The 14,813-nt window shown below is 59.1% G+C and carries 10 protein-coding genes; 9 read left to right on the top strand and 1 reads right to left on the bottom strand.

Annotated elements, in window-relative coordinates; translation table 11 throughout:
* Positions 1 to 43: 43 nt before the first annotated feature.
* On the bottom strand, positions 44 to 1,429 hold the full coding sequence (locus HZB23_15405; GenBank protein ID MBI5846045.1) for a sigma-54-dependent Fis family transcriptional regulator: 1,386 nt from the start codon (positions 1,427 to 1,429) through the stop codon (positions 44 to 46).
* A 308-nt stretch (positions 1,430 to 1,737) separates the two neighbouring features.
* On the opposite strand from HZB23_15405, the gene HZB23_15400 reads away from it, so the two are divergent.
* From HZB23_15400 to HZB23_15360, 9 genes are all read left to right on the top strand, one after another.
* Complete coding sequence (locus tag HZB23_15400; protein MBI5846044.1) at positions 1,738 to 3,390, top strand: arginine--tRNA ligase; 1,653 nt, start codon at positions 1,738 to 1,740, stop codon at positions 3,388 to 3,390.
* A 4-nt stretch (positions 3,391 to 3,394) separates the two neighbouring features.
* Entirely contained in the window at positions 3,395 to 4,150 is a 756-nt protein-coding gene (locus HZB23_15395; protein MBI5846043.1) for an SPOR domain-containing protein, read from the top strand.
* A gap of 136 nt (positions 4,151 to 4,286) precedes the next feature.
* The gene (gene gatC, locus HZB23_15390; protein MBI5846042.1) at positions 4,287 to 4,586 is read left to right on the top strand and encodes an Asp-tRNA(Asn)/Glu-tRNA(Gln) amidotransferase subunit GatC; all 300 of its coding nucleotides are present in this window, start codon (positions 4,287 to 4,289) and stop codon (positions 4,584 to 4,586) included.
* Between the two features lie 22 nt (positions 4,587 to 4,608).
* Positions 4,609 to 6,069, top strand: coding sequence for an Asp-tRNA(Asn)/Glu-tRNA(Gln) amidotransferase subunit GatA (gatA, locus tag HZB23_15385; GenBank protein ID MBI5846041.1), 1,461 nt, complete (start codon positions 4,609 to 4,611; stop codon positions 6,067 to 6,069).
* Positions 6,070 to 6,286: 217 nt separating this feature from the next.
* Positions 6,287 to 6,472: a hypothetical protein gene (locus HZB23_15380; protein MBI5846040.1), complete on the top strand. Its 186-nt coding sequence runs from the start codon at positions 6,287 to 6,289 to the stop codon at positions 6,470 to 6,472.
* A 3-nt stretch (positions 6,473 to 6,475) separates the two neighbouring features.
* Complete coding sequence (gene mutL, locus HZB23_15375) at positions 6,476 to 8,404, top strand: DNA mismatch repair endonuclease MutL (GenBank protein ID MBI5846039.1); 1,929 nt, start codon at positions 6,476 to 6,478, stop codon at positions 8,402 to 8,404.
* Positions 8,405 to 8,789: 385 nt separating this feature from the next.
* Positions 8,790 to 11,141: a DUF1566 domain-containing protein gene (locus HZB23_15370; GenBank protein ID MBI5846038.1), complete on the top strand. Its 2,352-nt coding sequence runs from the start codon at positions 8,790 to 8,792 to the stop codon at positions 11,139 to 11,141.
* Positions 11,142 to 11,168: 27 nt separating this feature from the next.
* Positions 11,169 to 13,268, top strand: a complete 2,100-nt coding sequence (locus HZB23_15365) for a 6-phosphofructokinase (protein MBI5846037.1) — start codon at positions 11,169 to 11,171, stop codon at positions 13,266 to 13,268.
* A gap of 19 nt (positions 13,269 to 13,287) precedes the next feature.
* The coding region (locus tag HZB23_15360) for a hypothetical protein (protein MBI5846036.1) at positions 13,288 to 14,813 on the top strand (1,526 nt) is incomplete at its 3' end.

Here is a 14,813-nt window from a genome sequence, read left to right as displayed (position 1 = left end):
GGCTCCATACAATACAGCAGTTCGCGTTTTTGGGCAGGCGTCCCTATCTTCTGTAGAACATTTTCCGGTCCACCTTGAGCCAGGCCGCTGCCCGGCTCTTGTTTTTGCCGAATTTTTCCAGGGCTATTTCAAGAATCCTTCCCACCAGGGCGTCCAGCCCGAAGTCCTCCTTTTCCACCGAAACGGTAAGAATTATCCTTCCGTCCCGGCCGGTCTGCACCTCCTTGGGCCCTGATTTGGCCGGACTTATGCCAAGATGCCCGATTTGGATGACGCTTCCGTCCGATATTATGGCGGCGCGTTCCAGGCAGTTTTTAAGCTCCCTTATGTTGCCGGGCCAGAAATTATCCGAAAGCGTGGCCAGGGCGTCCGGGGCAAGGCTGAAAACCGGCCTGCCCAGCTCGTCGCTCAGCCTTGAGAGAAAATGCCCGGCAAGAAGGGGGATGTCCTCCCGGCGCTGGCGCAGGGGCGGCAGGATTATGGGAAAGGCGTTTATGCGGTGATAGAGGTCCTCCCGGAAGGCGCCCGCCTTTACCATGTCCCAGAGTTTTCTGTTTGTGGAGGTTATTACCCGGCAATTCGCGCGCAAGGATTTGTTGGACCCCACCGGCTCGTAAACCCGCTCCTGGAGAACCCTCAAGAGCTTGGCCTGGAGCCCCAGCGGCATGTCCGCAATCTCGTCCAGAAGCAGGGTGCCGTTGGCGGCGGTGGCGAAGCGTCCGGCGTGATCCCTGTCAGCCCCTGTGAATGCCCCCTTCACATGGCCGAAAAGCTCGCTTTCAAGAAGCCCCGCCGGAATTCCCGCGCAATTTACGGCAACGAAGGGCGCGTCCATGCGCTCCCCGGAAAAATGAATGGCACGGGCCAGGACCTCCTTGCCGGTTCCGCTCTCCCCGGAAAGGCAGACGGTGGTCATGGCGCTTTTGGCCACCTTTTCGGCGAGTTCCAGGCATTCCTTCATGAGGGGCGACTGGGTCTGGATCACGTGAAAGCTGTAGAGTTCCGTCAGGTGGGCCTTGAGCCTTAAGTTGGCCTCGCTCATCCGGCTGAACTCCAGGGAGCGCCTGATCACAGCCAGGATTTCTTCCTGGTTCACCAGCTTGTTAAGGTAATCGTCCGCCCCCTTCTTGATGCTGGCCACGGCCTTGGGCAGGCTTCCGTGGGCGGTGAAGATGATGACCGGCAAATTGGGACGGATGGCCTTGACCCGCTCCAGAAGCTCCAGGCCGTCCATTTCGGGCATTTCCTGGTCGGTGAGAACCAGGTCCACCTGCTCCGCCCCTATCATTTCCAGGGCCTTCACGGCGCTTTTCGCCTTTTTCACTGCAAAACCAGCGCCTGTCAGCAACAGGTCCATCATCAAGAGGGTGACGTCCTCGTCATCCACAACCAGAATGGTTTCCCCGCGAATTTCAAATCCGTCTTTCATGGTCTTGCCTTGCATGGAAAAATACAGCCCTTGTAGAGGCGGCTTGTCTTAGCCTGTACCGGCGGGCCAAGAACTCCTTCACCTTAAGACAGGGCATGTGTATTCTTAATTATACCATTTTAAATGACCTGATAAAAGTAAAGTTTGGGTTTCACACTCCGGGTGCGCCGGTTCAAATGGCGGGCAAACTCGATTTCTTGACTAAAATCCCAAAACCAATTATGAGTAAAAGGATGCCGATGCTTGGTATGCGAACCGATAACCCATTTCAAATCAGCATGTTGTAAAATGCTTAACGAAAGTTGACCATGAAGGAAGCCCTGGCGGCAATAATTTCAAACGCCTGGAACAACGCGGTAAACGCAGGCGAACTCACCTGCCCCCTGGCCTCACCCGTTCTTCTGGATGAACCAAGGCAGGAGGCCCACGGCGATTTCGCCACCAACCTCGCCATGACCATGGCAAGGGACGAGAAAAAGGCCCCGAAAAAAATCGCGGCTGCGATCCTCGATCACATTGAAGACCCGGAAAACATCCTGGCCCGTTCGGAAATCGCCGGTCCCGGATTCATCAACTTTTTCATCCGCCCCGAAGGATGGCGCAAGGTCCTCTCCGTGGTCCACGGCAGGGACTCGCTCTACGGGTCCTCGAACATCGGCAGGGGCGAAAAGGTCATGGTGGAGTTCGTGAGCGCCAACCCCACCGGCCCCCTTCACGTTGGCCACGGCAGGGGGGCGGCTGTGGGCGACTGCCTGGCGAGCCTTCTGGCCTTCACCGGGCACGACGTGACACGGGAATACTACATAAACGATTCGGGCCGCCAGATCCGCACCTTAGGCCTTTCCGTGTGGCTTCGGATGCAGGAGGAGAAGGGCGAAAGCATCGATTTTCCCGAAGACGCCTACCAGGGGCCTTACATAAGGGACATCGCAAGGCGGATAAGCGAGGAACACGGCGCGGAACTGGCGGCCCTTCCCGGAGAAGAGGCCGTGGCCCTGTGCGCCAGAAAGGCCGCCCGGATCATTCTGGACGGCATCCGGGCCGATCTGAAAAATTTCGGGGTGATACACGACAACTGGTTTTCCGAGCAGTCCCTCTACGATTCGGGCTTCGTGGACAAGACCCTTGGCGATATGAAGGCCCGCAGCCTGATCTACGAGCTGGACGGGGCCTGGTGGTTCAAAAGCTCCTCCTACGGCGACGAGAAAGACAGGGTGGTGGTGCGCCAGAACGGCTTGAACACCTATTTCGCGGCTGACATCGCCTACCACGCGGAAAAATTCTCGCGCGGGTTCAACAGGGTCATCGACGTCTGGGGAGCCGATCACCACGGCTACGTGGACCGCGTCACCGCAGCGGTTGAAGCGGTCGGAAAGCCGAAAGAGAGCTTCCGGGCGGTCCTGGTCACCCTGGTCAACCTTTTAAGGGCCGGAAGCCCCGTGGCCATGTCCACCCGGAGCGGGGAGTTCATCACCCTTTCCGAGGTGGTGGACGAGGTGGGCGCGGACGCCGCCCGCTTCATCTTCCTCACCCGGCACCACGAAAGCCCGCTGGATTTCGACCTGGAGCTCGCCAAGCAGAAAAGCTCGGACAACCCGGTCTATTACGTCCAGTACGTTCACGCCCGGATTTCGTCCATAGAGAAAAAGGCCGCCGAGGCCGGGCTTGCGGCAGACCCCGAAGCAGCCTCCCTTCTGGAGCCCGAAGAGTTGAAGCTCCTGAAAAAGCTCAACCTTTTCCCGGAGGCGGTGGGAGAGGCGGCAAGGCTTCTGGAGCCCCACAGGATCACCTATTATCTTTTGGAGCTTGCCTCGCTTTTCCATCCCTATTACAATCGGCACAGGGTAATATCCGAAGACACCGGCCTTTCGCAGGCCAGGCTCGCCCTGGTGGCCGCCATCCGCAAGGTCATCCGGAACGGGCTTGGCCTTCTTGGAGTAAACGCACCCGAAACCATGTGAAGCCATGCCCCCGGTAAAAAATTCGGCCAAAAATTCGTCCAAAAAACCGGTCAAAAAGCCGCCCGGAAAGCAGGTGACCCTTGGCAGGTCATCCATTGTGATCTTGACCGCAATCGTGTTTGTCGGCATGGCGGCCATGTTCGGCCTGGGGCATTACGCCGGAAGGCGTCAGGGGCCCATCATGTACGATTACCAGGACATGCGGGGCCAGTTCTCGGATATAAAGCAGGCCCTTTCAACCATTGAACTCCGAAAGGGGCAACAGAGGAGCCGGCCCACCGACCTCACAAAGGAAGCCGGGGACAACACCGGTGATCACCTTTTATACACCCCCTCCGAGGCCGCCGCGCGGGATTACACCCCCCGGTCCGTGAGCAGCGTGGCGCAGCCAGCTTTGAAGTTCCTGTCTGAAATGATAAAGTCAAAAGATAAGCCTGGCGCATCGAAGCCCGAAGATGAAAAGGCCGAATCCGACACGGCCAGGGCGGACGCAGCTTCTGTCACGCCGGGCGCGGCGGAAAGCCTGGCGACCTGGACGGTGCAGGTGGCGGCGGTCACAAGCGCGGACGAAGCGGACAGGCTCGTCGGCCTGCTTTTGAAAAAGGGCTACCCGGCCTGGGCCATGGTGATCAAAAGGCCCGGCAAGGACGACATCCACAGGGTCAGGGTGGGCCGCTACGGCAACCGCCCCAAGGCTGAAATGGTGCGCAAGGCCCTTTCGGAGACCTCCGCCGAAAGCCTCGTGGTGAAAATCGAGTGAAAGAACTTATTCGGGGCGTGGTTCTCATCCCTTTTTCAAGAGGATCCGGCCACGGAAGAAACTCCCCGATCCCACTTTTTGAACTTTTTCCGAAAAGCGAAAAATGGAACAAGACATTGAGCCCGGCAATAATCGGATGAGCGAAGAAAAACAAAGGATCACCCCGGAGGAGGTCCTCTACGTGGCCAAGCTGGCCCGGCTTCACCTTTTGCCGGACGAGGTCGGGGACTTTGCCCGGCAGTTGGGGGAGATACTTTCCTACGTGAAAAAACTGGACAACGCCGACACCGGAGACGTGCCCGCTGCGTCCCACGTCCTGCCCATCTGCAACGCCCTGCGCGAGGACGAGGCAAGGCCATCCATAGACCGGGAAAGCGCCCTGGCAAACGCCCCCATGCAGGATGGAACCAATTTTCTGGTGCCCCGCGTAATTTAGAGCTTATTTTAAGAAAGCCATCATGGAACCATTTCGCCTCACAATATCCCAGGCGGCCCGGCTTCTGGCCGAGGGAAAGCTTACGTCCTGCGAGCTGACCGGCTCGATCCTTTCCCGCATAGATGACGTGGAACCCAAGGTTGACGCCTTTTTGAGCATTTTCCGCGACCGGGCCATGCAGGAGGCCGAGCTTTGCGACCAGGCCCTTAAAAGTGGCGGGGGCGGCCCACTTTGCGGCGTTCCCATAAGCGTGAAGGATGTATTGTGTACCAAGGGCCTTCGCACCACCTGCGGCTCGAAGATCCTTGAAAACTTCATTCCCCCCTACGACGCCACGGTGGTGCAGAAACTCCGGGACGCGGGGGCGGTGATAGTGGGCAAGAACAACATGGACGAGTTCGCCATGGGTTCGTCCACGGAAAACTCCGCCTATAAGCCCACCAAAAACCCCTGGGACCTTTCGCGCATCCCCGGAGGCTCGTCTGGCGGCTCTGCAGCAGCCGTGGCCGCCGACATGGGGCTTGGCTCCGTAGGCTCGGACACGGGCGGATCCATACGGCAGCCCGCCTCCCACTGCGGGGTGGTTGGATTGAAGCCCTCCTACGGACGGGTTTCGCGTTACGGGCTGGTGGCCTACGCATCCTCTCTGGACCAGGTGGGACCCCTCACCAAAACCGTGGAGGACGCAGCGCTTTTGATGAACGTGCTGGCCGGTCACGACCATAAAGACTCCACTTCCATGCCCAAGCCGGTCCCGGACTATACGGAAGCTCTTGGCCGGGACGTGAAGGGCCTGGTTCTGGGCCTTCCCGGGGAGTATTTCAACAGCGAGGGGCTTGAACCGGACGTTTCCAGGTGCGTGTATAAGGCTGTCAAAACCCTGGAAGGCCTTGGGGCCGAAGTTGTTTCGGTGAGCCTTCCCCACACCGAATACGCCGTGGCCGCCTACTACCTCATCGCAACAGCCGAAGCCTCGTCCAATCTCGCCCGCTACGACGGCGTGAAATACGGGTTCCGGGACCCGGACCCGTCGAATCTTTTGGAGATGTACACCAACACGCGCTCCAAAGGATTCGGGCCGGAAGTCAGAAGGCGAATAATTCTGGGCACCTACGCCCTTTCATCCGGTTATTACGACGCCTACTACGGCAAGGCTTCTGCTGTCCGCACCCTGATCATGAGGGACTTCGCCAGGGCCTTCGCCGCCTGCGACGCCATAGTGGCCCCGGTGTGCCCCACCCCGGCCTTTCTCATGGGCGAAAAATGCTCCGACCCCTTGACCATGTATCTTTCCGACATCTTCACGGTTCCGGCGAACCTGGCCGGGCTTCCGGGCATCTCGGTGCCCTGCGGCTTTTCGGAAGGCGGCCTTCCCATAGGCCTTCAGATCATGGCCGACCAGTTTGCGGAGGAGACCATCCTCACCGTGGCCCAACATCTTGAAAAGGCCCTGAACGTATATCAACAAAAACCAGCCCTTTGACAGTATATTGAAAAGGCTGGCCAAGAAGCCCGTATAACAGTTTGAATATTGGCGATGAAATGCTAAGGTTCGCGAGAAGCCAATGAGCAAGCGTACCCGCCCAAGAAATCGCAGAGTTCTTGGGCTAAATCAGGATGTTCGTACGTGGCGGAATTGGCTTTGAAGCGTGACACTAAAGTATCGCGTTTTTAGACGGGCTGTTGAAAGGAAGGCTTTCATGACCACCATCATGCCTGAAGGTGAAGACTTACGCCGGGCCGTCAAGTGGATAAGCGAAATGAAACTTGCGGACCCGGCCGCCGACCCCGAAAAACTCATCGAGGAGGCCTGCGTCAAATACGACTTGAAGCCTTTGGACGAGGAATTTCTCTGCCGCCACATGAAATCCATGCCGGATAAATGACCCGTGTCCGAAATCCGAATCCTGCCGGAAATCCTCACCAACAAGATCGCCGCCGGGGAGGTGGTGGAGCGCCCCGGCTCGGTGGTGAAGGAACTTCTGGAAAACGCCCTGGACGCGGGCGCGGACAGGATTTCCATAGAGGTTTCGGATGGCGGCAAAAGCCTGATACGGGTGTCGGACAACGGCTGTGGCATGGACCGGGACGACGCCCTCCTCTGCCTTGAGCGCTACGCCACAAGCAAGATCAAAACCGACGAAGACCTCTTTGAAATCCATACGTTAGGCTTTCGGGGGGAGGCCCTGCCATCCATAGCCTCGGTTTCCGCCCTCACCCTGATTAGCCGCAGCGCAGAAGGCGAGTGCGCATCCGTAATAAGAGTGGAGGCGGGCCGGATGCTGGACGTGGCCGAAACCGGCGCTCCGGTCGGCACGGTGGTGAGCGTTTCACGCCTTTTTCACAATGTCCCGGCAAGAAAAAAATTCCTCAAAAGCGCGGCCACCGAAATGGGCCACGTGGCGGAAACCGTCACGTCCGCTGCCCTCTGCCGCCCGGATGTCTCCTTCACCCTCATCCACAACGGGCGCGAGGTCTTTTCCTGGCCAGCGGCAAAAAACCCTGAGGCCCGCTTTCACGCGGTGCTGGGCTACGAAACGGGCCGGGACCTGATTCCAGTTTTCTTCGGGACGGACGCCGCCTCCATTTCCGGCGTACTGGCCCCTCCCGAACTCTCGCGCTCCACATCACGATCCCTGTACCTTTTTGTCAACAAAAGGGTGGTGGCTGACCGGCTTCTTATGCACGCGGTGATGGAGGGCTTTTCCGGGCGGCTCACAAGGGGGCGCTATCCGGTGGCCGTGATCTCCGTGGACGCGCCCCACGCCGAGGTGGACGTCAACGTTCACCCGGCCAAGGCCCAGGTGAGGTTCGCCAGATCGAAGGAGGTCCACGCCACCCTGGTTCGGGCGGTGTCCAAGGCGCTTTCGGAGTCCGAGGCCGCCCGCGTTCCCTGGGAGGCCTCCCCTGCCCCGCCTCCCCAGCCTTCCGGCCCGGCCTTTTCAGGGTCCGGCGGGCGCGGCCCGGAAAGCGCCTCCGGGGCCGCAGCCATAGCACGCGACCTTGGCCTGGGGCAATTTCCGGCAAGAGCCCCCCTGCCCTCACATGCCCGCAAAATAGAGGCCGAGGCCCCGACGGACACCCACCGGCAGCAGGCCCCCGCCCTATCAGGCGCATCGGTGGCCGAGCCTGTGGCGGCCTTTTTGATCGAACGGGAGGGAGCCTTTGAGGCCCCATGCAGGATCGCGCCGCCCGCCTCCCTGGTCCAGGCTTCCGTTTTCCCGCAAAAGGCGGCCGGACCCGAACAGTTTCGGGTCATTGGCCAGATGCGCTCGTCCTACATAGTCTGCGAGTCCGGCCAGGGCCTGATGATAATAGACCAGCACGCGGCCCACGAGCGGGTGATGTTCGAGAAATTCAAAGCGCAGCTTATGGCCGGGCGGATCGAGGCGGAAATCCTGCTCTTTCCCGAAACCCTCACCCTCTCCCACGCGGAGGCCGACGCCCTTGTCGGCATCCTTCCCGAAATTTCAGGGCTGGGGCTCGAAATAGAGCCGTTTTCCGGAAACGCCTTCGTTATCAAGGCGGCACCGTCCTTTCTGGGCGGAAGGCCCCTTGCGCAGCTTGTGAGGCAGTTGGCTGAAAAGGCCCTTGAAATCGAATCCGCAAACGACATGCCCCGCATAATGGACGAGGTCGTTGCTCTCACCGCCTGCCACGGCGCTGTGCGGGCCAACCAGAACCTGTCCCTTGAAGAGATGAAAAGGCTCGTCTCGGACCTTTCGTCCTGCCCCGACCCCGCCCACTGCCCTCATGGACGCCCCACCTGGATTTTATGGACGAACGCAGAAATCGAGAGGGATTTCAAAAGAAAGTGAGCAAGGGGCGGTGGGCGGTAGAGGGAAAATCGCCTGGCCCATAGTTTTACAAACGCGCCAGCGACCCTGATAACATGCTTTTTTTACCGGGGAAAGCGTGCGGAGCGCCCCTTATCGGGGGAAAATCATCTCCGTCGGACTCACAAGCTGGCAGAAAACCTTCATTTTCAAAACTTCCGGCTGCGGGCCGCAGGCCGTCTGCAACTGGCTTTCACACGCATTCGGCTAGTGCTGTCCGCAACTTACCATTGACAGAAATCTTCTGATGGAACAGTATTCGTGTTTCGGTGGACAACTGTTTTCGCGCTAAACCGGCGGAGAAACGTTGAACGGGCCGCCGGTTTCAGTACAAATCTAACACAAGGGAACCGAACGAGGAACGGATATGGCGCTCGACAGGGAAAATTTCTACGATCTTCTCGAACTTTCCGTGGATCCTCTTGAGGAGGATCCCAGGGTAATCGAAGAGGCCATCAAGAAAAAGCAGGCCCAGTGGAGCCGTTTCAGGAACCATCCCACCAAGGGCATCCAGGCGAAAAAATTCATCGGCTTTCTGCCGGAAATACGGCGCATCATGATGGACCCGGAACTCCGCAAGGAAGAAGCCAGGCACGCCGCCATCCAGCAGTCCGCAAAGGCCGAGGAGAAATTCGTAAGCGTTGACAGGCATCTTTCCATACAGATGTCCAAGGGCTACATCACGGACGAGGAAGTCGCCAAGCTCGCCGAACTCCACGGGCTGGCCGAAAAGGACATCCGGGATCGCATAGCCCACAAGGAAGCCGAAAAATTCGCCGAGATCGATAAGCAGATCGGCGTCAGGCTGGCCAAGGGCTACGTCACCGAAGAAGAGGTGGCGAAACTCGCCAAGATGCACGGCCTGGAAGTCGATGTCATACGCCGCCGGATCACCGGCCCGGTGGTGAAGGAAGGCGAAAGCGCAGGGCCTGCCGGAAAAAGCCTGGAATCCACCATAGCAAGGGGCATAGAGGACAACCTGGCCGTTCTGGGCCTCGCCTCCCTGTACGAGTTTCTGGAGGTGGAGCACAACGCCAGCCTGAAACTCCTGCAGAAAAAGGCCCAGTTCAAACAGACGGAAATAAGCAAGATATCCAAAAAGGACGCCATCGTAACCGCCAGCACCATCCTGGTGGGCCACTGCATCGCCATTTTCAAGACCGAGGAATCACGGTCCTCCTACGACATATCCCGCGCCAGAAGCCAGCTGAAGGACCTGGACAACGACATCGAAATAGCCGGAATGGACGGCACCCTTCGCTCCGAGTACATGAAAACCCTCATCTCCTCCGCCGCCCGTTTCGGCATGGACGAAGAGGAGGCCCTGGCCTACATCCACCAGTACGTCAAGGAAAAAGGGTGGACCATAGAGGGCGAGGAGAAGAAGGCCAAGCGGGCGGCCCTGGCCCGTGACCTGAAAAAATACGCGATTTTGGGCGGTATCGGCCTTGTTCTTGTCCTTGCGGCTGTCATCGCGCTTTTAATGTTCCTTAAGGCCAACAGGCTTGAAAAGGAATACAACACCGCCATCGAAGCAGCCCATGCCGAAAAGTCGCCCGAAAAGCAGCTCGCCGTTCTCAAGCAATACGTAAACGCCGCCGGGGAAAACAAGCACACCCAGAAGGCCGGGGAGGAAATAGCCGCGCTTTCGGTGCGCATTGAAAAGGCCGCCTTCGACGAGGCCAAAAAAAGCGCGGACGCCTTTTCGGGAAAAAAGGAGTTTGAAAAGGCGGCCCAGACTATGGAGGCTTTCCTCGCCAAATACAAGGGCGGCCAGATGATCGGCAGCGCCCAGGCCGAGCTTGCCCGCTTGAGGGCAGCCACCGACGACCGTGATTTCAACACCCTGATTTCAATGGTGAACAGAAACGTCGACGACCGGATGGTGGCCTATGTCGGATACATAAAGAAATATCCCAAGGGCGCGCACCTTGAGGAGGTTAAAAAGCTCATATCCGATACCGCCGAGGAATTTTACCTTTCGGTGAAAAAGAATATCGACGCTTTTGCCGAAGCCGAAAAATGGGGCGAGGCCATAACCCTGTGCGAGACCTATGTGGGGCTTTTCGACAATCCAAGGGCCGTTGAGCTTGGAAAACTGGCGGACAGCTACCGCACCTACCAGAAAGAGGCCCTTCATTATCAGCGCCTTCTGGCCGACGCCCAGGCAAAGGGCGGCGATCTCGACGCCGCCGAGGCCGTTTACAGGGAATTTCTCGAAGCCTATCCCGGAACCAGCGTACAGAAAAAAATCGAGGACAGGCTGAAGGAAATTGCAGCAAAAAAGGAAGGCAGAAAGGACGCGGCAACCCAGGCCCAGGTGAGGAGCCAGCTTAACGGATCGAGGTTCGTTCCGGGCAGAAACGGCACCGTAACCGACCGCAGGACCGGCCTGACCTGGACCATTCTGGACTCGGCCATGGAAGGCCGCCCGTGCATGGACTACCCCACCGCGAAACAATACGCCGAGGAACTCACCACCGGAGGGTTCTCCAACTGGAGGCTGCCCACCCCGGCTGAACTGAAGGGCATATACAAGGCCCAGCCCGCCTTTCCGTCATGGAACACGGACATGTTCTACTGGTCCTCCAAGTCCTACCGCGCCTTCACCGACCAGTGGGTGAACGTGGTGGAGGTGGTGAGCCCGGTGGCGGGCGGATCCTCCGAGGAGACGCGGGAATCCAACCGCTGCGGCCTCGTGCATGCCGTCAGGCGCTGACCAGGAAAGGAGGAAGGCGTGAGCGGAATTGATCTCGAAACCTATGCGAACCTTGCGTCGCATCCCCGCATAGCGGCCCTTACCGATGACGAAAGCCCCGATACAAGGCACAGGCGAAACGCGGTTATCCCCGTGTGCCCGGTTTTTGATGCCTGCCACACGGTCCTTTCGGCAAGGCCCGAATACCGTTTCGACGTTGACAAGGAAGCGGCTGAAAAACTTCCCAGAATAATCAACAACCCTGTGGTGGCCATCACCGCCCCAGTTGAATCAGAGCCGGAGGCTGCGGCTCGTTTCGGGAAAAAGAGGACCATAGGCGTTGTGTTTTCCGGCGGACCGGCCCCCGGCGGACACAACGTGGTGGCGGGTCTTTACGACGGGGCCAAAAAGGCGAACCCGGAAAACAAGGTTTACGGCTTTCTCATGGGGCCGGACGGGGTCATAGAAAACGAGGCCGTGATCCTTACGGACGAGCTGGTCAACCGCTATCGCAACCTTGGCGGTTTCGGCATGATACGCACCGGCCGCACCAAGATCGACACCAGTGAAAAAATGCGCTGCTCCCGCCAGACGGTGAAGGAGCTGGGCCTTGACGCCCTGGTTGTGGTGGGGGGGGACGACTCCAACACCAACGCGGCCTTTCTGGCGGAGGAGCTTTACAGCGAATCCGTCCAGGTGATCGGGGTCCCCAAGACAATAGACGGCGACATCCAGGTGAGGGACAGGGACGGCAACACCCTGTGCGCCATGTCCTTCGGGTTCCATTCCGCCGCACGGGCCTTTGCCAACTCGATATCCAGCCTCTGCTCGGACGCCAGCAGCGGGGCCAAGTACTGGCACCTTTGCAAGGTCATGGGCAGGGTGGCCAGCCATCTTGCGCTGGAGGTGGGCTTGCAGACCCACGCCAGCATGACCCTTGTCGGCGAAGACCTCGCCCATTACATCGACAACCGTCGCCTGGAGGCCGCCGAGGCGGCGGGGGCCGGGACTGATTACACCGCCTATGGAATGACCCTCCGGCACCTCTCGCGGGTGGTCTGCGACGCCATCGTGCGCCGGGCCGCAGTGGGCAAGGCCTTCGGCATCATCGTCCTTCCCGAAGGGATACTGGAGTTCATCAATGAAATCCAGGTGTTCATAATCAAGCTGAACGCCATCATAGCCGAGTACAACCGCATCTACGACGCAGGTTTCCACATCGATTTCCCGTCCCTTGGCGAAAAGAGGGCCTATCTGGCCCGCCTGGCCAGGCGCAGCCGGGAGGACAAGGCCTTCACCCTGTGGAACACCCGGGACGACGACCTTTTTTCCGACATCCCCGCCTTTTTCCAGGAGGGGCTTTTGATGGAGCGGGACAGCCACGGCAACTTTCCCTTCAGCCAGGTGGAAACGGAAAAGGTGCTGGACGGCCTTGTGAAGGATTACCTCAAAACCCTGAAACAACAGGGCCTTTACAAGGTGGGCATCCGCCCCGAATACTTCACGAAAACACTTAGAAAGGCCGGCCTGTCCCCCGACGTCTACGGGCCTGTGCTTTTTGAAAATTACCCGAAAGGGCCTTTCTACCTTACCCACAAGCAAATCTCCTCGCCCAAATCCCTGCGCGCGGCCCTGGAAAAACGCGGCCTCATCCAGCCGGATATGCAAATTCCGCCCGCAGTGGCCAAGGTCCACAAAAAGGCCACGCCGGATTTCAAGACCCAGGTCCATTTTTTCGGTTACGACGGAAGGGGCACGGACCCCACCTGGTTTGACGCCGTTTACACCTACAACCTTGGAATGACGGCGTTTTCACTCATCGCCAACAACGCGACCGGCCAGATGGCGGCCATCCGCAACCTTGAACACGGATTCGACAAATGGGAGCCCATAGGCATTCCCATAGCGCCCCTGATGCGCCTTGAGGAGCGGGGCGGAAAACTGGAGTTGGTCATAGAAAGAACAGTTGTGAACGTAAATTCCCAAGCCTTCAAAACAGCCGCCGCCTTCAGGGAAAAATGGCTGGCCGCCGATTCGGGCGGGGATCATTTCCGCATACCGGGCCCAATAGTATTCAACCGGGATGCGGCGGAACCCATGCCCATCACTTTAGCGCTCAATGCAACAGCAGCAGGAAAGGTTAGCTGATCACTCCATGGATAACACGATGCATGAATTTTTCGCTTCAGCCCCGAAGGGCGTGTCCGCGCTTCTTGCGGAAGAATTGAAGGCCCTTGGAGCCCAATCCCCCGTGGAGTCGGCTGGCGGCGTTCATTTTAGAGGAACCCTTGAAACGGCTTACCGCGCGCTTTTGTGGTCCAGGACCGCAAGCCGCATACTTCTCATTGTGGGAAAATTCCCGGCCTTCGATTCGGACAGCCTCTACGAAGGCGTAAAATCAGTCAACTGGGCGGATCACATGTCCAAGGCATCCACCATGGCGGTGGACGCCGTAACCATGGAGACTTCCATCTCAAACTCGCATTTCGCGGCCCTTCGGGTGAAGGACGCGGTTTGCGACCAGTTCCGGGACAAATTCCGGGTAAGGCCCACGGTGGAGCTTATCCGCCCAAGGGTGAGGCTCAATCTCTATCTCTCCCAGGACCAGGGCGTCATGTCCATAGACCTTGCAGGAGAGGGCCTTCATAAAAGGGGCTACAGGGAGGAAGGCGGCGAGGCCCCCTTGAAGGAGAACCTGGCCGCCGCGATTCTGATGGCCCTGGGCTGGCCCGGACTGGCGGCGGAAGGCGCAAGCCTCGTGGACCCCATGGCCGGAAGCGGGACCTTTCTGGTGGAAGGAGCCTTAATGGCCACGGATACGGCTCCGGGGCTTTTAAGGGAATACTACGCGGCATTTGGCTGGAAGGGACACGACCAGGGCCTGTGGGACATGCTCCGGGCCGAGGCCCTGGAGCGGGCGTCAAAGGGCAGAGAAAGACTCGGCCCCATGGTGGGCTGCGACATTTCCCCAAGGGCCGCAAGGTCCGCTTCCGGCAACATCATAAGGGCCGGATTCGCCGATCTGATAAGGGTGCGGGCAAGGGATTTCTCCGAGCTGCGCCCGCCCGAAAACCCAAGAAGCGACAAGGGCCTTTTGGTGGTAAACCCGCCCTACGGCGAGCGCATGGGCGAGGAAAGCGAGCTCGCTTCCCTCCATGCCCGCCTTGGCGAGCTTTTGCGCGCGCATTTTCCGGGTTTTTCCGCCGGGGTGTTCACCGGCAACCCCACCCTTGGCCGGTTTCTGGGCATAACGGCCCACAAGCAGGAGGATTTGTATAACGGCCCCATCCCCTGCAAGCTCCTGCATCTGAAAATCGCCGAGGCTAATTTTTTCGAGCCGCCCGCGCCGGAAACATTTGTGCCAAGGGTGCGCGAGCCGGAGGCCGAATTCCGCCCGCGCCGGGATTTTTCCGGTGAGCCGGAAAGGGACCGCCGCGACGATCACAGGCCCGGCAGGGTAAGGGAAACGGGTGATACCCCTTACCGCCCCCGCCGGGACTTCGGCGACAAGAAGCCATGGGAGAAGAAATCCTTCGGGCCTCCCCGCGAAGGTGACGACCGTGGACGGGACCGCGATTCATCCGCACCGCGCCGGGACTTCGGCGACAAGAAGCCATGGGAGAAGAAATCCTTCGGGCCTCCCCGCGAAGGTGACGACCGTGGACGGGACCGCGATTCATCCGCACCCCGCCG

The organism is Deltaproteobacteria bacterium, assembly GCA_016235345.1.
Classification (GTDB): domain Bacteria; phylum Desulfobacterota; class Desulfobacteria; order Desulfobacterales; family Desulfatibacillaceae; genus JACRLG01.
This window is presented reverse-complemented; position numbering and strand designations above follow the sequence as displayed.

Coding starts and splice junctions, on each gene's coding strand:
- HZB23_15405 (MBI5846045.1), bottom strand. CDS start 1,429: ATGAAAGACGGATTTGAAATTCGCGGGGAAACCATTCTGGTTGTGGAT.
- HZB23_15400 (MBI5846044.1), top strand. CDS start 1,738: ATGAAGGAAGCCCTGGCGGCAATAATTTCAAACGCCTGGAACAACGCG.
- HZB23_15395 (MBI5846043.1), top strand. CDS start 3,395: ATGCCCCCGGTAAAAAATTCGGCCAAAAATTCGTCCAAAAAACCGGTC.
- gatC (MBI5846042.1), top strand. CDS start 4,287: ATGAGCGAAGAAAAACAAAGGATCACCCCGGAGGAGGTCCTCTACGTG.
- gatA (MBI5846041.1), top strand. CDS start 4,609: ATGGAACCATTTCGCCTCACAATATCCCAGGCGGCCCGGCTTCTGGCC.
- HZB23_15380 (MBI5846040.1), top strand. CDS start 6,287: ATGACCACCATCATGCCTGAAGGTGAAGACTTACGCCGGGCCGTCAAG.
- HZB23_15370 (MBI5846038.1), top strand. CDS start 8,790: ATGGCGCTCGACAGGGAAAATTTCTACGATCTTCTCGAACTTTCCGTG.